The sequence below is a fragment of the Microcoleus sp. B4-D4 genome (genome assembly GCF_036705185.1).
Taxonomy (GTDB): domain Bacteria; phylum Cyanobacteriota; class Cyanobacteriia; order Cyanobacteriales; family Microcoleaceae; genus Microcoleus.
Map to the genome: position 1 here is coordinate 19,584 of NZ_JAUBTX010000051.1, position 26,651 is coordinate 46,234.

At 46.6% G+C, this 26,651-nt stretch carries 19 protein-coding genes and 1 pseudogene; 10 read left to right on the forward strand and 10 right to left on the reverse strand.

Annotation, left to right across the window (positions count from 1 at the left end; genetic code table 11):
• Nucleotides 1–842 precede the first annotated feature (842 nt).
• Nucleotides 843–1,115 (forward strand): type II toxin-antitoxin system Phd/YefM family antitoxin, encoded by a 273-nt coding sequence (locus QUB13_RS25705; RefSeq protein WP_333386584.1) that lies wholly within the window; start codon nucleotides 843–845, stop codon nucleotides 1,113–1,115.
• Between the two features lie 77 nt (nucleotides 1,116–1,192).
• Nucleotides 1,193–1,462 (forward strand): annotated as a pseudogene (locus tag QUB13_RS25710) (type II toxin-antitoxin system VapC family toxin); the annotation flags it as partial.
• Nucleotides 1,463–1,565: 103 nt separating this feature from the next.
• On the opposite strand, the gene QUB13_RS25715 reads toward QUB13_RS25710, so the two are convergent.
• Together QUB13_RS25715 and QUB13_RS25720 are read right to left on the reverse strand one after the other, a co-directional pair.
• On the reverse strand, nucleotides 1,566–2,954 hold the full coding sequence (locus tag QUB13_RS25715) for a serine/threonine-protein kinase (protein WP_333386587.1): 1,389 nt from the start codon (nucleotides 2,952–2,954) through the stop codon (nucleotides 1,566–1,568).
• A 74-nt stretch (nucleotides 2,955–3,028) separates the two neighbouring features.
• Nucleotides 3,029–3,169: a hypothetical protein gene (locus tag QUB13_RS25720; protein ID WP_333386590.1), complete on the reverse strand. Its 141-nt coding sequence runs from the start codon at nucleotides 3,167–3,169 to the stop codon at nucleotides 3,029–3,031.
• Between the two features lie 79 nt (nucleotides 3,170–3,248).
• Here QUB13_RS25720 and ispG point away from each other — a divergent pair, with 79 nt between their 5' ends.
• Nucleotides 3,249–4,472 (forward strand): (E)-4-hydroxy-3-methylbut-2-enyl-diphosphate synthase, encoded by a 1,224-nt coding sequence (gene ispG / locus QUB13_RS25725; protein ID WP_333386593.1) that lies wholly within the window; start codon nucleotides 3,249–3,251, stop codon nucleotides 4,470–4,472.
• Nucleotides 4,473–4,901: 429 nt separating this feature from the next.
• A complete protein-coding gene (gene ctpC / locus QUB13_RS25730; RefSeq protein WP_333386596.1) occupies nucleotides 4,902–6,257 on the forward strand; it encodes a carboxyl-terminal processing protease CtpC in 1,356 nt (451 codons plus the stop codon).
• 93 nt (nucleotides 6,258–6,350) lie between these two features.
• Here the strand turns inward: ctpC and QUB13_RS25735 are convergent, their stop codons facing one another.
• The gene (locus tag QUB13_RS25735; protein WP_333386599.1) at nucleotides 6,351–6,578 is read right to left on the reverse strand and encodes a DDE transposase family protein; all 228 of its coding nucleotides are present in this window, start codon (nucleotides 6,576–6,578) and stop codon (nucleotides 6,351–6,353) included.
• A 222-nt stretch (nucleotides 6,579–6,800) separates the two neighbouring features.
• Between QUB13_RS25735 and QUB13_RS25740 the strand changes: the two genes are divergently transcribed.
• Nucleotides 6,801–9,332, forward strand: coding sequence for a heavy metal translocating P-type ATPase (locus QUB13_RS25740; RefSeq protein WP_333386602.1), 2,532 nt, complete (start codon nucleotides 6,801–6,803; stop codon nucleotides 9,330–9,332).
• 211 nt (nucleotides 9,333–9,543) lie between these two features.
• Here QUB13_RS25740 and QUB13_RS25745 read toward each other — a convergent pair whose 3' ends face one another.
• Nucleotides 9,544–9,891: a hypothetical protein gene (locus QUB13_RS25745; protein WP_194012637.1), complete on the reverse strand. Its 348-nt coding sequence runs from the start codon at nucleotides 9,889–9,891 to the stop codon at nucleotides 9,544–9,546.
• Nucleotides 9,892–9,996: 105 nt separating this feature from the next.
• Between QUB13_RS25745 and tmk the strand changes: the two genes are divergently transcribed.
• Together tmk and QUB13_RS25755 are read left to right on the forward strand one after the other, a co-directional pair.
• Entirely contained in the window at nucleotides 9,997–10,665 is a 669-nt protein-coding gene (tmk, locus tag QUB13_RS25750; protein ID WP_333386604.1) for a dTMP kinase, read from the forward strand.
• A 218-nt stretch (nucleotides 10,666–10,883) separates the two neighbouring features.
• Nucleotides 10,884–11,849, forward strand: coding sequence for a DNA polymerase III subunit delta' (locus tag QUB13_RS25755; protein ID WP_333093347.1), 966 nt, complete (start codon nucleotides 10,884–10,886; stop codon nucleotides 11,847–11,849).
• Between the two features lie 236 nt (nucleotides 11,850–12,085).
• Here the strand turns inward: QUB13_RS25755 and QUB13_RS25760 are convergent, their stop codons facing one another.
• From QUB13_RS25760 to treY, 4 genes are all read right to left on the reverse strand, one after another.
• Nucleotides 12,086–12,598 carry a DUF4112 domain-containing protein gene (locus QUB13_RS25760; protein ID WP_333386608.1) on the reverse strand — a complete coding sequence of 171 codons (513 nt, stop codon included), beginning with the start codon at nucleotides 12,596–12,598 and terminating at the stop codon, nucleotides 12,086–12,088.
• 438 nt (nucleotides 12,599–13,036) lie between these two features.
• Complete coding sequence (gene dnaK, locus QUB13_RS25765; RefSeq protein ID WP_333093349.1) at nucleotides 13,037–14,935, reverse strand: molecular chaperone DnaK; 1,899 nt, start codon at nucleotides 14,933–14,935, stop codon at nucleotides 13,037–13,039.
• Between the two features lie 334 nt (nucleotides 14,936–15,269).
• Complete coding sequence (locus QUB13_RS25770) at nucleotides 15,270–15,455, reverse strand: hypothetical protein (protein ID WP_333218102.1); 186 nt, start codon at nucleotides 15,453–15,455, stop codon at nucleotides 15,270–15,272.
• Between the two features lie 549 nt (nucleotides 15,456–16,004).
• Nucleotides 16,005–18,797, reverse strand: a complete 2,793-nt coding sequence (gene treY, locus QUB13_RS25775; RefSeq protein ID WP_333386613.1) for a malto-oligosyltrehalose synthase — start codon at nucleotides 18,795–18,797, stop codon at nucleotides 16,005–16,007.
• Nucleotides 18,798–19,071: 274 nt separating this feature from the next.
• On the opposite strand from treY, the gene QUB13_RS25780 reads away from it, so the two are divergent.
• On the forward strand, nucleotides 19,072–19,197 hold the full coding sequence (locus tag QUB13_RS25780) for a hypothetical protein (RefSeq protein ID WP_333386616.1): 126 nt from the start codon (nucleotides 19,072–19,074) through the stop codon (nucleotides 19,195–19,197).
• Between the two features lie 54 nt (nucleotides 19,198–19,251).
• Here QUB13_RS25780 and treZ read toward each other — a convergent pair whose 3' ends face one another.
• Complete coding sequence (treZ, locus tag QUB13_RS25785) at nucleotides 19,252–21,078, reverse strand: malto-oligosyltrehalose trehalohydrolase (protein WP_333386619.1); 1,827 nt, start codon at nucleotides 21,076–21,078, stop codon at nucleotides 19,252–19,254.
• Nucleotides 21,079–21,519: 441 nt separating this feature from the next.
• Between treZ and QUB13_RS25790 the strand changes: the two genes are divergently transcribed.
• Complete coding sequence (locus tag QUB13_RS25790) at nucleotides 21,520–23,586, forward strand: amylo-alpha-1,6-glucosidase (protein ID WP_333386622.1); 2,067 nt, start codon at nucleotides 21,520–21,522, stop codon at nucleotides 23,584–23,586.
• A gap of 1 nt (nucleotide 23,587) precedes the next feature.
• Here the strand turns inward: QUB13_RS25790 and QUB13_RS25795 are convergent, their stop codons facing one another.
• Nucleotides 23,588–24,799, reverse strand: coding sequence for an RNA-guided endonuclease InsQ/TnpB family protein (locus QUB13_RS25795; RefSeq protein ID WP_333386624.1), 1,212 nt, complete (start codon nucleotides 24,797–24,799; stop codon nucleotides 23,588–23,590).
• A gap of 443 nt (nucleotides 24,800–25,242) precedes the next feature.
• On the opposite strand from QUB13_RS25795, the gene QUB13_RS25800 reads away from it, so the two are divergent.
• Nucleotides 25,243–26,283 (forward strand): glucokinase, encoded by a 1,041-nt coding sequence (locus tag QUB13_RS25800; protein ID WP_333386628.1) that lies wholly within the window; start codon nucleotides 25,243–25,245, stop codon nucleotides 26,281–26,283.
• Nucleotides 26,284–26,651: the final 368 nt, after the last annotated feature.

Below are 26,651 nucleotides of genomic sequence, written 5' to 3' on the forward strand. Positions count from 1 at the left end.
CGATATTAATAACTAAAGTCCTCACTACAAACATTTTTATTGCGATTCATTGACCGGACATCATTTTAGGCGATCGGCTGCGCGGGAGAAAAAAAACTATATAATGGCGGTTAAGCTGTTGTGGCATTTAAATTGAATGTCAAAAAAATCTAACTTTTGTGGGGGTGTCCCGCCCGCCCTGAATATGCAATGTTTATTTGCGCGATAGCTTACTGGTGTGGCGGGTGGGTTGGGCGATCGTCCATTTGGCTGCAATTACGCTCATGGCGATGTTTTTTGATTGCTTTTTAATTTTTTATTGTAGCTGATTTTTGATTTTAGGCGATCGGCGATTGAAATTGTTTCTTGTCAAACGAAGTTTTAGCAGAGGGGGACTGAAGAATCAACCCGATATTAAAGCAGGATTTGCTATGATATCGAATGTGGCTTAAATGCCTCTTTGTATCCAATTAATCCATCGATTCGCATCTGGCAGATAAATCGCCTCTAAAGCTTTCACCATAGATTAAGTATAGTTTTTCTCATAAAGATGAGGTACGATTGGGTAAAAGTTAATCAGGAAAAAAAGAATTGCTCGCCTCGCATCTCCTTTAATTCAAAAGCTTCATAGTCCCTGCGATTGCTTTCTTGAATCGCAATGACATCCTTTGCTCAGTGAAGGGTATTGAGATATAATGTAGTTTAGAACTCTTGCAAAAATCCAAAGCACCCCACCCCAACCCTCCCCTTATTAAGGGGAGGGAGCAAGATTATTCTTGTTTCTCCCCGCGGAAGGGGGGACTAAGGGGGGTAAATTTGACTTTTGCAAGAGGTCTTTTGAACACAACACCAATCATTGTCCTATGAAAACCATAGACAAAAGTCAATTAACAGCTCAATTACTAGAATTTTTGCGACTTGTCGAGCTTGAAGGCGAAGAAATTTTAGTGATGGATGACAATAAACCAGTTGTGATAATTTCTCAGTATGAAAAGTCTGTTTCAACTGAAGAATTATTTAAGGATATGCGGGGGAAAGTAAAATATTTTGAAGATTTAACTACGCCAACAACTGAAGAATGGCAGGAAGTAGGACAGTTGTCCTTGATACCTGCGCTCTCATCTGGTAGAGTTTAGATCCAGAGAAACTTTCTCAACCGGCAAAAGATGCTTGTCAGCAGATGGAACAATAAAAAAATGGTTTAGTTCCATCAACGGCCATCTGGGAAATAGCTATCAAGATCAAAAATCATAAGTTAGATTTAGGAGTAAGTATTGATGACTATATCGCTACTTTAAAAAAGTCTAATGTTATTCGGATCGTTCCAATTGATGAGGACATTTGGCTAGAAAGTGTCAAATTAGAATGGGAACACCGAGATCCAGCAGATAGAGTGGTTGTAGCCGTTGCCAAAAGAAGTCAAGCTGCTATTATTACAGCAGATCAAAAAATAGCTAATTTCTACTCTTTAGTAAGTTGGTAAATTGAATGTGCCCGGTATCGGAAACGTATAACGGGCGTGGTTTCGTGGTTTTATTGCCCGTTATAAATTTTTACGAAATCCTGTAACCCTTAGATTTTAAAGTCTACAAGTATCGACGCGAGAGAAGATACCAAACTCCCTTATAACCTTCAGAAGAGACAGTTCTAGGCTGGTTTTTTGGTGCCCAATCTATATCGTAATCTCTTATACAAGCCTGCCCAAAAGGGAGGTGAGCTTCTGGTGATTTCTCTGAATAAGTGAGGTCTTGGTAGTACAGCCAGTTGTTATTTTTTCTCCAGCCTACCCGATCGCCAAAAGCGGCCCAAATTTTCCGATCATATTCTCTGCTTCCCCCCAGACTTTCATAGATGCGTTTCTGCACCGAAAAGCCGAAACGTCCGTTACTGTATTTTACCCAAAGTTGGTCAATAGTTCGTAAGTCTTCACAGGGGAATCGATCGATATCTTCCCTTCTCAGCCACCCATCCTCTGTTCTCCCTACTGCTTCCAGCATCTTATTGGCCGTTTCCTCATCCGCCTCTTTCCATTTTTTGCTAGCCAACAGCCGCGCGAGTTGACTATAATCAACTGAAATCAATTTTACAGGTTGTGGCGGTGGCTGCGGGCTAGGAATCGTTGGTGAAACACCCCCTCTTTGCCCCCCATTACCAAGGGTAGGTTCAGAAAGCATATCCAACCATTTCTGAACCGACTGAGGGCGCTTTGTCGCATCCATTTCCATCCCTTTCATAATTGCCCGATGCACCGCATCGCTAATATTAGGATTAATCTGAAACGGCGGCTTTAAAGGATGATTTGAAGCCCTCAAGAATGCAGCAGTTGGTGGTGTTCTCGTTAGCAGATAGTATAGCGTTGCCGCCAGAGCATAAACATCAGTGTACTCAGCAAATCTGCCACTTTCCGCATACTGTTCGAGAGGCGCAAAACCATGTGTTAATCCAAAAGTCATTTGCTGAGTGCGATCTGGAATAAAACCCCGCGCCAAACCAAAATCAATCAAAACTGCATCTTGATTGTCACGCACCATAATGTTTTGTGGCTTGATATCCCGATGTAGCAAACCTTTTTCGTGAACTACTATTACCGCTTCTCCCACTTTGCGGATGTAGTTCAAAGCTTCTGTTTCTGACAGAATACCGCGCCTTTCCACCAATTTCCACAAATCTTCTCCTGCCACATATTCCATCGCAATGCAAGGCAAATCACCATCAATGAAATAGTTGTCTATTTGCACAATATTGGGATGTTTGCACAAAGATAGCAGTAGCGCCTCATCCCGGAATTTGTCCCGATACCAGCCAAAATTTGGATCGCTCAATAAGTCGTCTTTCAGCGTTTTGATGACAACCCGCTGGCTGTTTTGCGCCTTCTGTGCTAGGTACGTGGCCCCAAAACCGCCCTCGCCCTTGTCTATCTTGCGCTCAATAATATACCGATCGCCATTTAACCGCTGCCCCGGTGTCCAAACCATTCTCCTCACCGCCAACCAATATTAATTTTTATCTCGGCCTAGCCTGTATTTTAACTGTATTTTGTAAGTGCGGTTTAGTTCCACGGGCCCAACTTCAGTTCGCCTTCCCGGTGATGGTTGGCTTTTAGTTCGATCGCCCTTTTCCGACATAATTCGATCGACAAATTCGCAGCAATCTCATTAAGAATCCTAAATCCCAAAACCTCTTTACCCAAACAGACCCTTTCTATGGCAACCTAAAAAACAGCAGACACAATTTTATAGACCTTCGTAACAAAACTCTACCAATCAACTATGCAAACTCTGCCGAATCCAACTAAAACCCCCAACCCTCAGCCGATTTTCGACACCAGCATCAAACGCCGCAAAACCCGTCCCGTCAAAGTCGGCAGCATCACGATCGGCGGAGGCAACCCAGTCGTCGTACAATCAATGATTAACGAAGACACCCTCGACATCGACGGTTCAGTCGCCGGAATTCGGCGCTTGCACGAGATTGGCTGCGAAATCGTCCGCGTCACCGTGCCCAGCATGGCCCACGCCAAAGCTTTAGCCGAAATCAAGCAAAAATTGCACGCCACCTACCAAGCCGTGCCCCTCGTCGCCGATGTCCACCACAACGGGATGAAAATTGCCCTGGAAGTCGCCAAACACGTAGACAAAGTGAGAATCAATCCCGGACTTTACGTGTTCGAGAAGCCGAAAGCCGACAGAAGCGAATACACTGACGCGGAATTCGCGGAAATTGGCGCAAAAATCCGCGAAACCCTGGAACCTCTGGTGATTTCCCTGCGCGATCAAGGTAAAGCTTTGCGAATCGGGGTTAATCACGGTTCCCTCGCCGAACGGATGCTGTTTACCTACGGCGACACCCCCGAAGGCATGGTAGAATCGGCCCTGGAATTTATCAGAATTTGCGAATCCCTCGACTTCCGCAACATCGTGATTTCGCTGAAAGCCTCCCGCGCGCCGGTGATGGTGGCTGCTTACCGCTTGATGGCGCACCGGATGGACGAATTGGGCATGGATTACCCGCTACATTTGGGTGTCACGGAAGCTGGCGATGGCGAATACGGCCGCATTAAATCCACGGCTGGCATCGCCCCGCTGTTGGCTGACGGCATCGGCGACACTATCCGCGTCTCGCTGACAGAGGCCCCAGAAAAGGAAATTCCCGTTTGCTACAGCATTCTGCAAGCCTTGGGATTGCGGAAAACGATGGTTGAATATGTCGCTTGTCCTTCCTGCGGCCGCACTTTGTTTAATTTAGAGGAAGTCTTGCACAAAGTGAGAGAGGCGACGAAGCACCTCACGGGTTTGGATATAGCAGTTATGGGCTGTATTGTCAATGGGCCTGGAGAAATGGCTGATGCTGACTACGGCTATGTCGGGAAGCAACCGGGTTATATTTCTCTGTACCGCGGCCGGGATGAGATTAAGAAGGTTCCTGAGTCTCAAGGTGTGGCAGAATTGATTGATTTGATTAAGTCGGACGATCGCTGGGTTGAACCTGAGTAGGTTTGGGGCCGACACAATGGGATTGGTGTCAACACAGAGACTGCAACTTTTGAAAAATCTCGCTTCTATCTGAGGCCAGATCCCCCCTTAGCTTGCCCCCTACTCCCCCTTAAGAAGGGGGGGACAAGAGCGATCGAAGTCCCCCTAGCCCCCTTTAAGAAGAGGGGGGGACAAGAAAGTCTTCTCAAAGTCCCCCTTCTTAAGGGGGATTTAGGGGGATCGAGACTTGTGCAGCAGATATACAAAGGATTCTAGGCATTGGTAAATCAACTTCCTAAACCCGCGTCCCTATTCAGGCGCGGCAGCCTCCGCTTCGGGAATACAACTCCGCAAAGTTGAATAAATATGTATCCAAAATCCGACCAAGCCTTGCCTGTGTTAGATTGGGCGTGATTATTCTGAAATCTTTTGCTCCGGCGTGTCAGACAAATGGTTATAACAAAACGAGGGCTTATTCTAAGTGCTGCAGCAGTTGCACTCACTGCTGTAACTCTTGTCAACACTGGTTGCAGTTCTAAATCTCTGGCTTCTTTTCGGGGAAGTCCTAAAGAATTGGTTGATGAAGTTTGGCAGATTATTGACAAAAGTTATGTTGATGGCACGTTTAACCAGGTTGACTGGAAAGCGGTGCGAAATGATTATTTGAACCGCACTTATACCAGCGACGATGAAGCTTACAAAGCAATTCGGGAAATGCTGAAGAAGCTGGACGATCCTTATACGCGGTTTATGGATCCTCAAGAGTTCAAAAATATGCAGGTGGAAACTTCTGGGGAATTGACAGGAGTTGGGATTCAGTTGACTCAAGATGAGGAAACTAAAAAGTTGGTGGTGATTTCGCCGATCGAGGATACCCCGGCTTTTACCGCCGGTATTCTGGCAAAAGACATCATTACCAAGATTGACGGCAAAACTACTGAAGGCATGGATACGAATCAAGCGGTAACTTTGATTCGGGGTAAGGTGAATACTGAGGTGACGCTGACTATTTTGCGGGACAAAAAGGAAATAGATTTTAAGCTCAAACGCGCTAAAATTGAAATTCATCCGGTGCGACATTCGGTGCAGAAAAGCCCGATCGGCGAAATCGGCTACATTCGCTTAAATCAGTTTAGTGCGAATGCTGCATCGGAAATGCGATCGGCAATGAAGGATTTGGAACAGAAAAAGGTGACAGGCTATATCCTAGACTTGCGTTCCAATCCGGGCGGGTTGCTGTACGGAAGTATTGAAATTGCTCGGATGTGGCTCAAGGAAGGTACGATCGTCTCGACGGTCGATCGAATCGGCGAGGCCGACAGACAAACTGCAAACAAGGGAGAGATTACTGACAAACCCTTGGTTGTACTCGTAGATGGCGGTTCAGCCAGTGCTAGCGAGATTCTATCCGGCGCTTTGCAAGACAACAAACGCGCGGTTTTGGTGGGCACAAAGACTTTTGGTAAGGGTTTGGTGCAGTCGGTACGCGGCGTGGGAAATGGTTCGGGTTTGGCGGTGACAATTGCCAAATATTTTACTCCCAACGGCACTGATATCAATCACATGGGAATTAAACCGGATTTTGTGATTGAACTCACCGACGCTCAAAAACAGGAGTTGAGGCGCGATCGCGATAAAATTGCTACGACGGCAGATCCGCAATACGCGAAGGCTTTAGAAGTTTTGACAAAAGAAGTTACTGGCAAAACAGGGAACGACAAAGCTCAGGTGAAACCCAATTCTGCATCACCAAAACCGACTACCGCGCAGGCAAAACCGAGTGCAGCACCTTCTAAATCTAAGTAGTTTTTAGTCACCAACAAAAACTCCATCAAAGAAGGACTAAAGTCCTCACTACAAACCTGGTTCGTAGTGAGGACTTTAGTCCTTCAAGTTTATTTATTGCGGCTGACATTTTCCCGCGCGAATTAAACCGATGCGTCGGGCGATCGCATCTTCTGCAGAATCGTAAGGGCCCCACTTGTCTATAATAGTAGGGTCTTGTTCTTCGATTTGGGCGATCCTCTGCGTTGGCGTAGCCCCCGTAGGGGCGGGCTCCGCCAACGGCAAAATCTCGCAATTACCGGCCAGACGTTTGACAATATAATATTTTGGTGTTGGTGTCATAGCTAAATTCGTCAGACAAAAGCTGGATACTAACGAAGCAATTCACTGATTGTATCAAATAAAGATCCGCTTTCAACCGGGCAATTAATAAGAATTAAAAAAAACTAACACTTTCGGAAGATGCCAGAAAAATTATCTATTATCAAAATACAAGCATTTGTCTGAACACTGCATCCAAATATTTCCGAAATACAAAAACCTACTCATCTATACAAAAAAACAATGCAATTTGTCCCCAAAACAATCTCCGAAAATCAACCAGAAATCATCCCAATTAAAGAATCCCCGCCGCCAGAACTTGTGACTTTCGACGTCAGCGGGATGAAATGTGCCGGCTGCGCCAAAGCAGTTGAACGCCAACTCATGCAGCATTCAGGTGTAATTTCAGCTTGCGTTAACTTAGCTGTAGAAGTCGCAACGGTTGAGTGCCAACCGGGGGCTGTCGATGCAGAAGCTTTAGCAAAAAAGTTGACTGATAACGGATTTCCCTCTGTGTCTCGGTTAGGTGGAAATCAGCAAGAAGCCGAAGCGGCAACAGTTGAACGGCGGCGGCAAGAAATTCGACAGCAAATCAATCAATTGTCGATCGCCCTTATCCTAATTATTCTATCCGGTTTAGGTCACATACTCGGCACCAAAGCCCCAATTCTCAGCAACATCTGGTTTCACTGGGGACTCGCCACCCTCGCATTGCTGCTACCGGGGCGCGCGATTATCCTTGACGGCTGCCGCAGTTTGTGGCGAAACGCACCCAACATGAATACTTTAGTAGCTTTAGGCGCTGTCACCGCTTACACCGCTAGCAACGCGGCGCTGCTGTTTCCACGGATGGGATGGGAGTGCTTTTTTGACGAACCAGTGATGCTGCTGGGCTTTATTTTGTTGGGCAAAACTCTCGAACAGCAAGCCAGACGGCGCGCTGCATCAGCTTTGCAAGCTTTAATCGCATTGCAGCCGGCAACAGCCCGCTTAGTTGATTTTAAACTGCCGATTTTAGATTCAGACTCGGAAGAATTGCCTTTAAACTTGACATCTGAACTCTACAATCCACAATACATTGAAATTCCAGCCGATCGCGTCCGAGTCGGAGAATGGCTGCAAGTTTTGCCAGGGGAAAAAATTCCCGTAGACGGCGAAGTCTGCGAAGGTAAAACAACCGCAGATGAATCGATGTTGACTGGCGAATCGATGCCTGTTTTGAAACAACCAGGAGATACAGTCGCGGCGGGAACTATCAACCAATCCGGCGCAATTGTGATGCGGGCAACTCGCACCGGTCAAGAAACAACTGTAGCTCAAATGGTGGCTTTGGTGCAAGCTGCCCAAACTCGCAAAGCGCCGATTCAAAATTTAGCTGATACTGTCGCCGGATATTTTGTATATGGGGTAATGGCGATATCGGCTTTAACTTTCCTATTTTGGTATTTTGCCGGAACTCATATTTGGCCTTCTGTGCTTTTAGAACACGATATGGGGCATGGGGCATCGGGCATGGGGCATGGGGCATGGGGCATGGTAAACCAATTACCAATTACCAATTACCAATTGCCTATTATCCATTATCAATCTTCTGTGTTGTTAAGTCTGAAATTGGCGATCGCAGTTTTAGTTGTCGCTTGTCCTTGCGCTTTGGGACTTGCTACCCCAACTGCAATTTTAGTCGGTTCTGGTATCGGCGCGGAGCGCGGACTTTTAATTCGCGGCGGCGATGTTTTAGAACGGGTACATCAATTAGATACGGTGGTTTTTGACAAAACGGGTACTCTCACAACCGGCAATCTTACACTCACTGATTATTTGCCGATTTTCCAGAATTCGGATTGGGATTTGAACTCGGATATTAATTTGGAAAACAGGCAAGATGTTGCTTCCACAATTGCCACAATTGACTCAAAACTGCTGCAAATTGCCGCAGCGGTGGAAAGGGGCGCTTGTCATCCCATCGCCGCAGCGATTTTGCTGGAAGCGCAACAGCAAGGTTTGCCGCTGCTACCTGCTGAGGATTTCTACACGGAACCGGGATTGGGGGTTTCTGCTTTGGTTGAGGGGCGGCGGGTGTTCGCGGGGAATGCCGCGTGGATGAGCGAGCAGGGCGTGGCTGTGGCTGCGGAATTTTTGGAGTCTTGCAAAGGCAAAACGGCGGTTTTCGTGGCTTCTGGGGGCGTTTTGCTTGGGGTAATCGGGCTAAAAGATACTCTGAGACCGGATGCTAAGGCGGCGGTGGAACGTTTGCGGGAAATGGGATTGCGGGTGATGATGCTGACGGGGGATACGGAGGAGGCGGCGGCGGTGGCGCAGCAGCAGCTAGGTTTGGCGGCGGCTGATGTTTTGGCCAAGGTGCGGCCGGATGGAAAGGCTAGGGCGATCGCCAGTTTGCAAGCTCAAGGCTGTAAAGTGGCTGTGGTGGGGGATGGCATCAATGATGCGCCGGCTTTGGCTCAAGCTGATGTCGGTATCGGTTTGCACTGCGGCACTGATGTGGCAGTTGAGACGGCTCAAATTGTGCTGATGCGAAATGCTTTGATGGATGTTGTTGAGTCGATCGACCTCGGTCGCGCTACTTTTAATAAGATTCGCCAAAACTTATTCTGGGCTTTTGTTTACAATACTTTGGGAATTCCAGTTGCAGCCGGTATCTTGCTACCCGCAACCGGAATTCTACTCACTCCTGCGGCGGCCGGTGCATTTATGGCCTTTAGTTCTGTTAGCGTTGTGACAAATTCTTTGTTGCTACGCCGGAACTTTCGAGCTTAAATGTAGGGCTTGCAGATAAAAGTCCTCAGTCATCAGTCATCGGTCATTAGCCACAAACTAATGACTGATGACCTCATCCCAAGACGGATACAAGCCCCTCACACCAGGAGTCGAGATCCAAGAAGTTTCGACGTTAGTTCGAGGCCCCAGATTCATCTGTGGAGTCAATCTAAAATCTAAAATCTAAAATCTAAAATCGACTGACTGATGGCTACAGTGCCATACTTTCCAAGAGCCGCCAATTATTGTTTTTCATAATTGAATGACTGACTAGCTCGAACATTTGACGGCAGTGGTTATTGGTTTGCAGCGGTAGTTCCTCGTTTTTAATCACGAAGTTCATGCGAACCTCTGAATCGCTGGCCGTGTTTTTTTCGATTAGAACTTCTGCTGTGACAAGTTTGGGAATCGAAACTTGACCGGGAATTTCGCGAGCCATGAGGGAATCTCCTGTATTGTAGATAATATCAAGATTGCATGACTCTAAAATTTCAATCAGAGACTGACGGAGACGGTCGATCGGAACGGCAACGATAAAAAAACCAGTATAGCGAGCCATAGAAAACTCCAGCCGTGAGGCATTTAGACTTTATTATCATACCGAACCTAGAAGAGATCGACAGAACAATATGGATTTATTTTATTTAAATGGAAAGTTAGGGTCATGAAGGGTAAATTTATTGTGTTTGAGGGCGGCGAAGGTGCGGGTAAAACTACTCAAATGCAGCGGTTGATACATTGGCTGCAAGCAAGTTGCTTTTTGAAAGTCGGGTTGGCGGCTACTCGCGAACCGGGGGGAACTGAGCTCGGAAAGCAACTGCGACATTTGTTGCTCAAACAAGATTCGGGAGAATTGGTATCAGAGATGGCAGAATTACTGATGTATGCGGCCGATCGCGCTCAGCACGTCGAAACTTTTCTGAAACCAGAGTTATCCAAGGGAACGATTGTCTTGTGCGATCGCTTTACTGACTCTACGATTGCTTATCAGGGCTACGGCCGGGGTCTTAAGTTAAATTTAATTAAGCAGTTGAATGAAATTGCCACGGGTGGCTTGCAAAGCGATCTGACTTTGTGGCTGGATATTGATGTGGAGGCGGGTTTGGCGAGGGTAAGGGCTCGGGGAGAGCGCGATCGGATGGAGCAAGCTGATTTGAACTTTCACCGCCTCGTGCAGCAAGGTTTTGGGGAGTTAGCGGAGGAACATAAATCTCGCATTGTTCGCATAAATGGCGATCGGTCTGAAGATGAAGTCGCCCAGGAAATCCAAACCATTGTAACTCGCAGGTTAGAAGATTGGGGATATTCAAATAACCCCAATTCCGAAAAGTAAGGAATGAAAATTTAATAACTTAAGCGATTACTCGTTACTTTCGCTCTGCCTCCTTATTATCTCGCAACTTATATCAAATCCGTTAAGATCGGAATGATTTAACCACAGAGAACACAGAGAACACAGAGAGATTAGAGAGAAATGAATAATTCCGTAACGGAATTGATATCAGGGGGCTGTCAACTGTCAACTATCAACTGTCAACTGTCAACTATCACATGGATTATTTCACATCATTAATCGGACAAAATGGAGCCGTAGAATTACTAACCCAAGCAGTCGATCGCAACCGAATTGCTCCCGGTTATTTATTTGTAGGTTCTAACGGCATCGGCAAAAGTTTAGCCGTTCAGTGTTTCATCGAGCTTTTATTCTCAGTCAATCTTCCCGAAAAACAATCGATCAGCTCCCTGCAAAATCGCGTCCGGCAGCGAAATCATCCAGACTTGCTCTGGGTAGAACCAACTTACATGAACCAAGGCAAACGGCTTTCGGCAAAGGAAGCAGAGGAAGCAGGTTTAAAGCGGAAAGCACCGCCCCAAATCCGCTTAGAACAAATTCGAGAAATCAGTGAGTTTTTGAGCAGACCGCCTCTAGAAGCTGGGCGTTCAGTTGTAGTTTTGCAGCAAGCAGAAACAATGGGCGAGGGAGCCGCTAACGGCTTGTTAAAAACTTTGGAAGAACCGGGAAAAGCAGCCTTAATTTTAATTGCTCCCACTGTGGACGTTTTGCTGCCGACTTTGATTTCTCGCTGTCAAAAAATCCAGTTTTCGCGGCTGAATTCCGAAGCAATGGCACAAGTTTTGCAGCAAGCCGGATTCGCGGAGATTTTATCGCATCCCGAGGTAATGGGGATGGCTCAGGGAAGCCCTGGCGAGGCAATTGCTATTTGGCAGCAACTGCAATCAATCCCCGATGATTTCCTACAAAAGGTGAAACAGTTGCCTCAAAATCTGCGGTGTGCTTTGGAATTGGCCAAGGAAATTGATAAAACTTTGGATACTGAATCTCAGTTGTGGTTGATCGATTATTTACAGCATTGTTATTGGCAGCAGTTTTTGACCGGGGGAATTGGTCGATCGCCCTTAGAACCTTTGGAAAAAGCGCGACAATATTTGCTAAACTACGTACAGCCGCGATTAGTTTGGGAATGCACGCTTATGGGAATTTGTCAATCCCTTTGAAATACTTCGGCTTCGCTCAGACACGGCAGTGCCGTGTCCTGATGATTTTGGAGAAATCACTAGATAATGATTTAGGATTGCTATAGTAAATTGTTGGTTGCGATCGCCCATTCATCATTCTTACCCTAAAATCTCATATAGCCTTTCTCAAAAAAGTGAGGTATGCGCTATGCCCTATTCCCTATTCCCTATTCCCTATTCCCGACAGTATCTCATCTTTCGCTTGAAAGGCTATATTACCGTCCAGTAAATACTTGAAATAGCCACCCTAAAAGCATGACACTCAAAAAAATAACGCCTCCAATAATTAACGTCAAACCTAACAGTAAAGCCGCCACAAATAACCAATCGGCTTTTTTACCTGGTTCGGGGGAACCTAAATGAGCGTCCAGCAATTCTATATTTTTGACATTAGCTTTCCAAGCAACATCAAGCAAGTCTCCAGCAACAGGTACTGTACCGGCAACTGTATCAAATACGATGTTAGCTGCCATTTTTACTAAAGTTTCTTGCGGCACTCCCATTTGAGCGGATTTGAAGACAACATAGCCTGCAAAAATCGAACCAACTAAATCGCCACCACCCGGTATCAGTCCCAAGATCGGATCGAGTCCGATGCGGTAACGGGTGCCGGGAATTGGAATTGCATTATCTAGTAAGTGGCTGATTTGGCGGATTCGTCGCAAGGATGCAGTATGGGATTTATTTGGGCTATTTGCAGTAGAGTTTTGTAGGGGAGGACGAGACATTTAATTTACTCCTGGTTGCGATCTGATAGCTAGTTTATGATATTTATTCAACCAGTCTGAAGTTTATTGTCGGGAACATCTGATATCTTGCAGCAATGTCAATCAAGGGTTATCTGCTGGGGTGGGGCGGGTTTATTTCAGCTATCTGCAGGTTTAATTCCCTTAGCTAATCGGCCCCTAGGGTTGATTGAAAATGGTGCAAGATGTCAGGATCGTCTCAGCCTCAGAAATCCGGTTTTTGTGGAAAAAGCCGATTTGTGGGTAATTCATCACCCAAAAAACCCGGTTTTTCTTCAAAACCGGGTTTCTGGCTTTTAGCTGTCTGTTCTCAGTTTAATCGGGAAAGCCCGATCGCACTTGTTCTGAATTAGACGAATCCTCACCAGCCTGTAAATAGCAGACTCTTCCAGCCTGCTACACAGGAATTATGGGAAATGTCTATTTGTTGCCTTCAGTGAAGTCGGCATCAATCACGTCGTCACCGCCGTCAGTCGGGCCGCCAGTCGGGCCGCCAGTCGGGCCGCCAGTGGAACCGTCAGCTTGCTGGTACAGGTTGCTGCTGACAGCGTAGAACGCTTGCTGCAACTCGGTTGTCAGTGTGTTGATGGCTGTGTCGTCTTCTTTGGCGATCGCCTCCCGCAAGTCTTTAATCAACCCTTCAACTTTAGTCTTGTCAGCATCTGGGACTTTATCGCCCAATTCTGCCAACTGTTTCTCAATTTGATAGGCTAAAGAGTCGCCTTGGTTTTTGCGATCGATCTTTTCGCGACGTTCCTTATCAGCAGTCGCATTTGCTTCGGCTTCCTTCACCATCTTCTCGACTTCATTGCTGGGCAATGTAGAAGCACCAGTAATGCTAATCGATTGTTCCTTGCCAGTACCTTTATCCTTGGCAGCTACATTCAAAATACCGTTAGCGTCGATATCGAAAGTAACTTCAATTTGCGGTACGCCACGGGGAGCCGGCGGAACTCCATCTAAGCGGAAAGTTCCCAAACCTTTGTTGTCAACCGACATTTCGCGTTCGCCTTGCAAAACGTGAATTTCCACGTTTGTTTGGCCATCTACAGCAGTCGAGAAAGTTTCCGACTTCTTAGTAGGAATTGTGGTGTTGCGAGGAATGATTTTGGTCATCACGCCGCCCAAGGTTTCGACACCCAGAGACAGCGGGGTAACGTCGAGCAACAAGATGTCTTTGACTTCACCGGAGAGCACGCCGGCTTGAATTGCTGCACCTACAGCAACCACTTCGTCCGGGTTTACTGTTTGGTTGGGGTCTTTGCCGAGGATTTTTTTGACCAGTTCTTGCACCGCAGGAATCCGCGTAGAACCGCCGACCAAGACAACTTCATTAATTGCAGATTTGTCTAATTTCGCGTCGCGGATTGCGTTTTCTACGGGAATGCGAGAGCGATCGATCAAATCGGAACAGAGTTCTTCAAACTTGGCCCGCGTCAAAGTCGTGTCCAAGTGTTTTGGCCCGTCTTGAGTCGCAGTAATAAACGGCAAGTTGATTTCTGCTTGAGTAACACTCGACAGTTCAATCTTGGCTTTTTCTGCAGCTTCCGTCAGGCGTTGCAGTGCTTGCTTGTCTTTGCGGAGGTCAATTCCTTCGGCTTTTTGGAAGTCATTAGCAATGAAATCGACGATTTTTTTGTCGAAGTCGTCACCGCCGAGGTGAGTGTCTCCACTCGTTGCGAGCACTTCAAATACGCCATCGCCGACTTCGAGAATCGATACGTCGAAAGTACCGCCGCCCAAGTCAAATACCAGGATGGTTTCGTTGCTTTTTTTATCTAATCCGTAAGCTAAAGCTGCCGCTGTAGGTTCGTTAATAATCCGCAGAACTTCTATCCCGGCAATTTTGCCAGCGTCTTTCGTAGCTTGGCGCTGGGAATCGTTGAAGTAGGCGGGCACTGTAATTACCGCTTGGGTAACAGTTTCGCCGAGGTATTTGCTGGCATCTTCTACGAGTTTCCGCAAAACTTGCGCGGAAATTTCTTCGGGAGCAAATTGTTTGCCGCGGGCGGGACAGTCGAGTTTGACGTTACCGCCGACGTTGAGCACTTGATACGAAACTTCGGTGGTTTCGTTGGCTACTTCCTCATTTCTGCGTCCGATAAACCGTTTTACTGAGTAAAAGGTGTTTTCGGGGTTCATCACGGCTTGGCGCTTGGCGATTTGTCCGACAAGCTGGTCGCCGTTTTTAGCGTATGCTACTACCGAAGGTGTGGTACGACCCCCTTCGGCGTTGGCTATGACGGTGGGTTTGCCGCCTTCCATAACTGCGACGCAGGAGTTTGTGGTACCTAAGTCAATTCCAACTACTTTTCCCATAGGGGTGTTCCGGCTCCAATCTCTACAAAATTTTGGTTTTCTATCTGTGCGATAGTCTGGTTATTCAGGACTGCGATATTACCTCGCGGTTTACGGGTAGTTAGTCCTGCTTTAATACAGTCTTCGATAGGGTGCTGATCTCTATACTGCGGGCGGTAGACCTTGCGATGAAGGGGTATTTACCGAACCTGTTGAGGGACGGTTGCATCCGTGAGGCTTGCACCGCTACAGTTGCTGACTGCTTTTGTTTACTCTTCCTAATGTACGGCGTGCGATCGCTAGTGGCATTGTGGCAAACCGTATATGTTGTGTTGTATTTGCCGTCTTATGTATTTTACAACTCCCCAGCTATCACGCACGGGCATTCTTCCTTCAAATAAAAACACCTTGCAAAAACAGTGCCTTTACTGGGTCTGACTTTTTCTCCAGAAGCGGTAGCGAGATGCCCTCCTGCCAAAAGTTGTAAACCTTCATCTCTGATATTGCTCGCCGCCGCATTAATATCCCTGTCATGTATCATTTTGCCACTACAAAAAACCAGTTCGTCTTCGCCTACTGATATCGTTTCCGATAGCATCGAAATTATATATTTTAATCATTGATAGTGCGAGCTTCCCCGAAGAGCGATCGACTTCGCGAGCAGGGAAACTCGCACTATATAATTCCAATGCTACCGCATTTGATATGATACCACGTCCAGTCGATTACCCTAACAAAAATGGCTCGTAGTGCGGAATTTAGTCCGTACTACGAACCAATTTGATCGTCAATACGGTTTACTTAAGACGATCTCCCTGGCACACCCCTTAAAAAGGGGGGAACAAGAATCCCCTCAAAGTCCCCCCCTACTCCCCTTTTTAAGGGGGATGCGAGGGGGATCTCCGGGGCATAAATATGTTAAGTGAACCGTATTGATTTGATCGTTATCAATCGATCGCACACGATACACGATATGACTACCGACTACCCTTCGACTTGCTTCGGCTTCGCCAGCCGACAAGTCGCGATCGGGCAAAATGACTACTAACTACTAACTACTAACCAATGACTAATGACTACTGACCAATGACTACTGACTAATCAGCAAAGCTGCGGGAAAATAACCGAGAGCATCACCAATTTCCAGCGTACCGTTACTTTCTACTAGCTGGTTGGTAATCGCATCCTTCCAAACCGACGGCATTTGCTCGGACAATACCAGATTAGTATCTTTCCAGACTTGTTTGCCGATCGGTATTTCTGCCGGTTTGACAACTCCCGTCAAAAACCGAGGAGCAACGACAATAACTGTAGTATCTCCAAAGCTTCGCGCAAAGGCAACCACATTATCCTTAAACGTGCCAACTACTTGCAATGATTGATAGTCGCCCGACTTAAACACTTCCAAGTATTCTTTTCTCGCTTCTAGCAATCTTGCCGTCAAAAACAGCTTGATTCTAGCATCTTCCCGCGTCGCAATCAAATCTTCTACCAGTTGCAAAATATCTGTCTTAGCTTGCTGTTTAATTTCCTGCAAAACTTGAATTCTGCGGTCAAAATCAACCGGACGGCGGTTGTCGGGATCGACGTGGCTTAAATCCCAGAATTCTGTTCCTTGATAAATGTCGGGAACACCAGGAGCGGTGATTTTTAGCAGCGTTTGAGATAAAGAATTGAAAATTCCGTAATCAGCTACTTTTTTCCAGAAAGGCAGAAAGTTCTTCAAAAATTGATTGTTTTCTGAATTTTCGAGAACGCTCTCGATAAATGTCATAAAACCAGTTTCGTAGTCGTTGTCGGCTCTCAGCCAAGCCGTATAAACTTTAGCTTCCCGGACGGCTTTGATTGCATAATCTTTGAGGCGATCGACATAATCGGTGTTTTCAATTCCTTCAAAGGGAAAACTGCCGAGAATAGTTTGGTACAAGAAGTATTCGTCGTTAGTATCGGGAACCATTCGATTCACAAAGTTGATTTTTTTAGAAGAATTTAGCTCTCTCCACGACCTGACTTGCTGTTCCCATTCTTCGGGAATTTCTGACAAAACGTTAATTCTGGCTCGCACATCTTCGCCCCGTTTGGTATCGTGGGTAGCTGTAGCATTCATTTTGTGCGGCCAAGCTATTTGCTGCTGTTTGTTGAAGTCGTGAAAATCTGCCAGCGAAACACCGAACTGACTGGGGTTTCCTCCTACTTCGTTGAGGGATAAAAGCCGGTAGTAGACGTATAAAAGCGTGTCTTCAACTCCTTTCGCCATCAAAGGGCCTGTCAATTGCTGCAGTTTCATGACAAAGTGGCGCCGCTCCTCTTTTTGTTCGACTGTGAGAGTTTCTTCTTCTTCCAGCAGCAGCAGCGTTTCGATAAATTTAAGTTCTTTGAGGAGTCGCGGTACCAGTTCTTTCGCATGGGCGATCGCATATTTTACGTAAGTGCGATCGGACTCTCGCAAACCCTCTTGATTTATGTAAGTTCGGTACACCGGAAAAACTGTTAAAACTGCTGACAGTGCTTTTTCCAAACCGGAACGAGTAAAGTCATTTCCCTGTCTGGAGTGACCGGAAATATTTTTCAAAAGTTGAGCCAGATTGTCAACATCTCCCGCCAAATTTTTCTCAACTATGAGCCCTTTTTTCTCTAAAAACAACTGTTCGTAGGGAACGGTCAGTCGAGTAAATCTGTGATAGATTTCGCTAAATTGCTCTTCGCGATCGCACCGACAAAAAACGCCGTTTAGATAATTCAAAAACTCGTAGCCGCTCGTCCCCTCTATCGGCCAATATGGTGGCAAATCTTCTTCGTGTTCCAGAATTTTTTCAACAGTAAGGTAAGTTTCTCCGATTTTTTCCCGCAGCCGTTTCAAATATTCGGTTGGATCGTAAAGTCCGTCGATGTGGTCGATTCTCAATCCGGTAAACTTTCCCTCTTCAACCATGTCGAATATCAAAGCATGGTTTTTGTGAAAAACTTTAATTTCTTCAACTTTTACCGACATCAGTTCGTTGACTGTAAAAAACCTGCGGTAGTTAATTTCTTCAGCTCCCACTTTCCAGAAAGATAGGCGGTAAAACTGATCGGAAAGCAAATCGTCCAGCAAATTAAAGCTTTCAGCATTACCCTTTTCTCCGTTAAAAACATTGATATTTTCATCTATAAATTCATGCACTACGGGATTTTGATTGTAGAGTTCCCACAGCAATCCTTTGACAAAAGCTATCTGATCGTATCGGGCCTTACCTTTAACTTCGGAAGAGGTATTTTTGATTAGGTAAATTATTCCTAAAAGTTTAATGAAATCTGGATGTCGCCTGCCTAATTCCCTGCCTAAATGTCCTAAATTATGAGTAATAAACTTACCGTAAGAGTCAATTTTGACGGGCAATTTTAAATCGTAGTAATTGATAGTAAGCCCTTTTTCCCTGTATTGAAGTTGAATCTCGCCATTTTCCAGACACTCTCCATAAAAATTGCCCAGCAGCGGAGCCAAAACTCGACCCCTGAGATTTTCGTAAGCGTGATTCCATTCAATATCAAAGTAATCGAAATAGTCGGAATCTGGCCCGTTTTCTAATACGTCTGACAGCAACAAGTTTTGAGTGTCGTAGGCCATGTGGTTCGGGACAATATCTTGCAGCCATCCCATTTTTCGCTGTTTGATTTCGTAGGTAAGCGATTCAAAATCTTCTGAGTTTCCCAATTCGGGATTGAGCAGATTTGAGTCAACGACATCGTAGCCGTGAGTGCTGCCTTTTCTGGCTTTAAATATCGGTGATGCGTAAAGGTCGGTAATGCCTAATTCTTCCAAATAACTCACAATTTGTTTGGCGGCTTCAAATTTAAAACCTCCATGAAATTGAATCCGATAAGTTGCTGTGGGAATTCTCATTATGTTAATTTGAGTCCTATTTAATTAGTTTGTCGGGTTTTTTGTTTAAAATTAGAAATAGTGGGTTGGGTTTAGCGGTAGCGCATTCGGCTCGACAATAGCCTAACAACTATTTGTCATTACCCATATCTGGTGAAATCCTCAATCCGCTGCGAGCCGCCAGGGAATTAATTCCTTGACTAATGCGTGTAAGTCGGTTAAAACTAACCCAGTTTATGGTTGTTTGAGTTTGTTTTAACCGAAGGCTGGCTAGTCGGTAAACGAAAAATCAAAAATGTGGATAATGACAAGTAGGGGCGGTGGATGGTGCGTGCCCGCCCTCATTACGGGGCGGTGGATGGTGCGTGCCGCCCTCATTACGGGGCGATCGCGAAAACTAGGACATCAAACACTAGACTGATACTAAGTTTGATTTGGTTTTTGACACCAATGAGCGATCGCCCAAACCAACCTACTATTTCACTAATTCGTAGAGTGCGAAACTCTGCGGTTTAACAATCAATTCTTGCTCTGATTCGATATTGTCAGGCAAGCTAGAACCCGAACCCATCCATTTTACATCAGTAGAGTCTAAAATTTTGTGACCTTTGCCTGCGGGAAGTGCAGCAGTAAAAGCGACCTCTTGCTTGTTGAAGTTTAAAATGCAGTAGATATCGCTGTCATCTGTCCAGCGACGTAGAAATAATATTTTATCGGCTTCAATGCTGGACACTTCTAGATTGTTTTTGTCGAGTTTTTTAAGTGCCGGTATTGTCCGCCGCAGTTGAATCAAGTGTTGGTGCCATTCCCAGAGGATTTTGTGTTTCCCTTCTGTTTGTTTTTCCCAGTTTAATTTGCACTTTTGGAAGCTTTCAGGACTCTGGGGGTCTTGAAACTCGCCTCGACCTTCAAAAATCTTAAATTCTTGTTGTTTGTCTTTGCGAATAGCTTCAATTAAGTCAGTATCTGAGTGGGAAACAAAGTACAAAAACGGTGCTGTTTCTGCGTATTCTTCTCCCATAAATAAGAAGGGAATATAAGGAGAAATAAAAACCGTACCTGCTGCGAGTTTCAGTGCTTCAAAGTCAACTATTTGCGACAGTCTGTCTCCCAAAATGCGGTTGCCGATTTGGTCGTGGGTTTGGGAAAATACTACAAATTTTTCGCCCGGTTCATCTTTGACAGAACTGCCGTGTTTTCGCTTTCTGTGGGGGGCGTACTGGCCTGAGTAAACAAAGCTTTCTTTGAAGGATTTTTCTAAATGTTCGCACTTGCCGAAGTCTTGGTAATATCGGTCATTTTCTCCGGTAAGCAAGGCGTGGAGTGCGTGGTGGAAATCGTCGCACCACTGGGCATCTAATCCCATGCCACCTAGTTCTTTGGGGCGTGTAGTGCGGACATCGTTTAAGTCACTTTCTGCGATTAAATAAATTTTCCTTCCTACCTCTTCGGAAAAATCCGCTGTGGCATCGGATAGTTGTTGCAAAAACGGTCTGGCACCCACTTCAAATATTGCTTGAATTGCGTCTAGTCTCAAAGCGTCGATGTGATAGTCTCGAAACCAGTAGAGGGCGTTTTCAACAAAGTAATTGCGGACTCCATCGCTGTAAGCGTCGTCGAAGTTGAGGGCTTCTCCCCAAATAGGTCGGTATTTTGATGTGAAGTAGGGGCCGAATTCGGGGAGGTAGTTTCCTTCGGGGCCTAGGTGGTTGTAAACGACATCAAGAATTACTGAAATGCCGTATTCGTGGCAGGCGTTGACGAGTTTTTTGAACTCTTCGGGGCCGCCGTAGGAGTTTTGGACGGCGTAGGGATATACGCCGTCGTATCCCCAGTTTCTGTCGCCTGGGAATTGGGCGACTGGCATGATTTCGATGGCGTTGATTCCGAGTTCTTGAAGTTGTTTGAGTTGGGGAATTATGGCTGCAAAGGTTCCGGCTTGGGTGAATGTGCCTACGTGCAGTTCGTAGATAATCATTTCGGCTATTGGCACGCCTTGCCAATTTGTGTCTGTCCAAGTAAAGGAGTTTTCATCTATTACTTGGGATGGGGCGTGGACTCCTTGGGGTTGATATTTTGAGGCTGGGTCTGGTAGGTCGGTTTTTTCTGCGAGTTTGTAAGTGTAAAGGGTTCCTGGTTGGATGTCTGTAGCTGTGGTTTGCCAGTAACCTTCTGCGGATTGCTGCATGGGGATTTGGCGTTTGTTTGGGGAAATGATTTGGAGGGATATTTGTTTGATTGTGGGGGCCCAAACTGTAAATTCACATTGATTGTTGCCGAGGTAATTGGCTCCTATCTTCACTTTTAGTTGTTCTCCTTATAAAATAGGTTGGTGGTGCGATATCCCTAGGGGCGATCTCAAATTCTTTGTCGTGACTGTTCGATCTCTATTTAGAGGGTAATATGGCTTAAAATAAGAAACAACTAACCTTAGACAGAGCGATTAAAGGCTAGAGTCGCGACTGGGAAAAAGTAAAAGTAGCGGTTGGTTATATTTAAATTAAAGCATGAATCTGCTAAGCTGTTGTTCATCCCAATTGTCTGTGGTGATTGATGGGGAGAGGGAGAGAGAGGGAGAGAGAGGGAGAGGGGGAGAGGGGGAGAGGGGGAGAGGGGGGGAGAGGATTTTTGAGATAGCGTGGAAATATACAATTTAAATGCACAACAGGTTAATATTTGTTGTTAAAAATTGGTTTGAAATATACCTAAAGATAGATTACAAATTAGCGCGAGTGTTTGTTTTATGGTTATTGATTTTGGACGGGAAATTTGCTGCAATCTTGACTCGGCGGAGTCTCGCGAGTGGTTGGTCACAAACGGGATCGGCGGTTACGCTAGCGGGACGATCGCCAATCTCCTCACCAGGCGCTATCACGGGCTGCTGGTAGCCGCCCTCAAACCCCCGCTGGCACGCACTTTGATGCTCGCCAAGCTCGACGAGACGGCGGTGTATGCCGATCGCCCTTATCCGCTTTATACAAACCGCTGGGCCGACAGTACGATCGAACCCCACGGCTACAACTTCATCGAAAGCTTCTACCTCCAAGAAACTACGCCTGTTTGGAGGTTTGCCCTAGGCGACGCTATTTTGTCCAAGCGGATTTGGATGCAGCAAGGTGCTAACACAACATATATTCAATATCGCTTGCACCGCGCCTCAAAGCCAGTCTCCCTCGCTGTCAAAGCCCTAGTCAACTACCGCGACTACCACCACACGACAAGGGCGGGCGACTGGCAGGTGAGGCTAGAAACCTTGAGAGAGGGGGTTTGCGTCACGGCTTTTAAGGGAGCCGCACCGCTTTATCTGCTGACAGATGCCGAACCAGAGGCTCAATTCCGAGTCTCCGCTCCTTTATACAATTGGTACTACGGATTTGACCTCGCTGCCGAAAAACGGCGCGGATTGGAGTATTGTGAGGATCACTTGCACGCGGCGACTTTTCACTTGACGATCGCACCGGGAAATTCTGTCACATTGATAGCGAGTACCGAGAAAAATCCCGAACTCAACGGCGCTAAAGCTTTAGAAATGCGTCGCACTTACGATCGACAATTGCTGCAAAACTTCTCGCCCGCCAGAGAATCTCCCGACTGGATCGATCGCCTAGTGCTAGCAGCAGACCAATTTATCGTCAACCGCCCGCTACCGGAGGAACCCGAAGGTAAAACGATTATCGCCGGATATCCCTGGTTTAGCGACTGGGGGCGCGATACCACGATCGCCCTGCCCGGCCTCACAATCTGTACCGGGCGGTGGGACATTGCCCGATCGATTTTGCGGACTTTTGCGCGGTATGTCGATCGGGGAATGCTCCCGAACCGCTTCCCGGATGCCGGCGGCGCACCGGAATACAACACTGCAGACGCGACGCTGTGGTACTTTGAGGCAATTCGCGCTTACTGCGACTGCACCGGAGACGACGAACTTTTGACCGAACTCTGGCCGACACTATGTGAGATTGTGGACTGGCACATTTGGGGAACTCGGTATAACATCCGCGTCGATCCCGATGACGGTTTAGTCTACGCGGGCGAAACCGGCGTCCAACTAACTTGGATGGATGCGAAAATCGGCGATTGGGTGGTGACTCCTCGGATTGGTAAGCCGATCGAACTCAGCGCCCTTTGGTACAACGCCCTGCAAGCTATGGCAAGTTTTGCTCGCAGATTGGGCAAGTCTCACCACGAATACGATCGGTTGGGCGATCGCACCAGCGCCGGATTCACCCGCTTCTGGAACGACTCAACCAGTTACTGCTACGACGTTTTAGACGGGCCGGACGGCAACGACAGATCCCTGCGGCCCAACCAAATATTCGCCGTTTCCCTGCCCCTAGACTCGATTGGGCCTCGCTCCGCCACCTCCTTGTTACCGGGGGTGCGGGGCAAGGAAACTCCCCGCTATACACCGTTACTCACACCAATCCAGCGGCGCTGCGTAGTGGACGCTTGCGCTCAAGGGCTTCTGACTTCCCACGGCCTGCGAAGCCTCTCACCGCAGCACCCGCAGTATTGTGGAGTCTATGCAGGCGACCAATTGCAGCGCGATAGCGCCTACCACCAAGGCACGGTTTGGGGCTGGCTGATGGGCCCCTTTGTCTTGGCTCACTTGCACGTATACAAAGACCCAGCACAAGCTCGCGAATTCCTAGCACCGATGGCACATCATATAAAAAGCGCAGGGGTTGGAAGTCTCAGCGAGATTTTTGAGGGCGACGCTCCTCACTCGCCTAGGGGCTGCACTGCTCAAGCTTGGACTGTGGCTGAGGTGCTGCGGGCTTGGTTGGCAATTAATACTGTGGGTGTGTGAACTACCCACCGTCAAGCGGAGTACCGCTATGACGGGGGCTTCCAGTTTCAAGGGGAATCGCATCTATCAAGACCGAAATCTTTCCAGGTTGACTTACACTCCCTCCACTGGCTGCAGCACTCGTTCCTAATGCCAAAAACCGCAAGGCTTCATCCCTAATATTTTTCGCGGCATTGATATCTCTATCATTACGGCTGTGACACTTAGGGCAATCCCAATAACGCAGGTTCAAAGGCATTTCTGATACTTTGTGAAGACAATTATTACAAGTCTTAGAGCTAGGGAAAAATCGGTCAACCTCTACATAGGTTTTTCCACTTTTTTCTGCTTTGTACTTGAGCATTGTCCCAAACATCCCCCATCCAGCATCGCTAATCGCTTTAGCTAGACAATGGTTACGCACCATACCTTTGATATTTAGATTTTCTACTGCAATAACTTGGTTTTCGTCTACTATCTTGCGGGATAGCTTGTGCAGAAAATCGACCCGGACTCTTTTGATTCTCGAATGAACTCTGGCTACTAATCTTTTAGCCTTATGCCTAGTATTGCTCCCTTTCTGTTTGCGACTTAGTTTTTGCTGCTTACGCTTGAGATTGCGACTGTGTTTCCTGAGATGCTTAGGGTTTGCATACTTGCTGCCATCACTGGTTACAACAAAGTCAATTAACCCAACATCTAAGCCGATAGCTTTGCCGTTAGCATCTTTTTCCGGTGTCTCTCGTCCATCATTAACCAAGATCGAAGCATAGTGTTTACCATCAGTATTTTGGGAAATAGTAACAGTTTTAACCTGGCCATTGAGTGTTCGATGAATTATGCAATGCACTTCACCGATTATCGGCAATTTGATCGAGTTATCACCTACTTTAACATTCTGAGGATAACTAATAGATTGTTTTCCATGCTTCGACTTGAAGCTAGGAAAACCGCCACGTTTATCAAAGAAATTTTTATAAGCAGTAGACAGGTTCAATGCGACTACTTGAAGTGATTGAGAATAAGCATTTTTCAACCAAGGATATTCCTTTTTTAGATTTGGGAGTAATCCTTGAATCGCACTTCTACTCAGCCCTTTACCAGTATCTTTGTAGGTTTGCTGACACAGATTCAAACTATAATTCCAAAACCAACGACAACAGCCGAAAGCACCCGCAAAGTACGTTTGCTGTTGGGCAGTAGGATAGATTCTGAATTTATAGGCTTGATACATTATTGGCGATCGACATCTCTGATAATATGGTACCAAGGATACGCCGGAAAATCCCAGGAATTTGCTCGTCTGGTCACGCCTATCCCATTTCCCTCGATCATCAAGATGTCGAGTTTCGTGGGATAGGCGATAGATCGTCGCTTCGCTCGTCTTTCATCCCACCACCAAGCGGAGTAACGCTATGGTGGGGGGAATTCCCGCCTGTCTAGTTAAATGGGGAATGTGATCGGAAGTAAAGAGGGCAACCACGGGGGGTTGCCCCTACAAGAATTACACTAATGAACGGACTGCTATAGTCTTGATAATGATTTAGGATTGCTAGAGTGCGAGCGTCCCCGCTCGCGAGGTTGATCGCTCGCGAGTACAATACGCTCTTCGGGGACGCTCGCACTATAATAATGCAAAACACAGATGCTCCCCATCTTTGATTGAATAGGAGGTTTATGGCATTATTGTTAGCGGGCGATATTGGCGGGACTAAGACGATTTTGCGCTTGGTGGAAAGGACTGTTAAGGGTGAAATGAATGCTCTTTACGAGTTTCGCTATCCGAGCGGGGAGTTTCCCGATTTAGTGCCGATTGTACGGCAGTTTTTGACGGAGGCTGCTGCAAAACTGGATTTTGTACCTGAGCCTGAAAAAGCTTGTTTTGCGATCGCGGGCCCGGTAGTCAACAACACCGCAAAATTGACTAATTTACCTTGGCGACTGGATGCAAAGCGCTTGGAACAGGATTTAGGAATATCCCGCGTTAGTTTAATTAATGATTTTGTTGCGGTTGGTTACGGCGTGTGGGGTTTGGACGATCGAGATTTGCACGTTTTGCAAGTTGGAAAACCCTGCCAAAACGATCCAATTGCTGTGATTGGTGCGGGTACTGGTTTGGGAAATTGTTTTGCAATTCCCGAAGCAAATGGTATTAGGGTTTTTTCTTCGGAAGGGGGACACGCTGATTTTGCACCTCGCTCGGAGTTGGAGTTTGATTTGCTGAAATATTTGTTAGCAAAACATGATATTCCCCGAATATCGATCGAGCGTGTAGTTTCGGGACAGGGGATTGCTTCAATTTACCAGTTTTTGCGCGATCGCAAGTTTGCTGCTGAATCTGCGGATGTAGGGGCTGCGATCGCTCAATGGGAATCAGAAATTGGTAAAAGCGAGAAGACTGTCGATCCGGGGGCGACAATTGCTCAGGCGGCACTCAAAAAGTGCGATCGGCTTTCGGAACAAACAATGCAAATGTTTGTAGAAGCTTACGGGGCGGTGGCGGGAAATATGGCTGTTTCACTTTTACCTTACGGCGGTTTGTACGTAGCGGGCGGCATTGCTGCTAAGATTTTGCCGCTGATTTTAGAAGGCGGTTTTATGCGAGCTTTTACCCACAAAGGTCGGATGGATTCACTGTTAGAAATGATTCCGGTGCGATTGGTTTTGGATGACAATGTAGGGTTAGTGGGAGCTGCAGTTTGTGCGGCCGGTCTTTAGGGATTGAAACTGAGAAAGCTATCCTGTCGAGTCGAAACCCAAAAACCCCGGCGGTTAAAACCGCGTCTACAAAGACACTCACGCGCCTGCGCGGGTTGAAGATTTCACCCGATGATTTTTCACATCTGGTGAATACCCTCTTCGTCCGCAGAGGCGGACATCGTTTGTGTAGACGCGGTTTCCAACCGCCGGGTATTAGATCGCCCGAATCTACCCAAAAATCCAATTATCGCCCAATACGGTTCACTTAACATATTTATGCCCCGGAGATCCCCCTAAAACCCCCTTAAGAAGCAGGGTGGATTAATTGTCAACGCAATAATGTATCATAGAAGAGGCAATCAGATATTACCATCGGGTAAGACTAT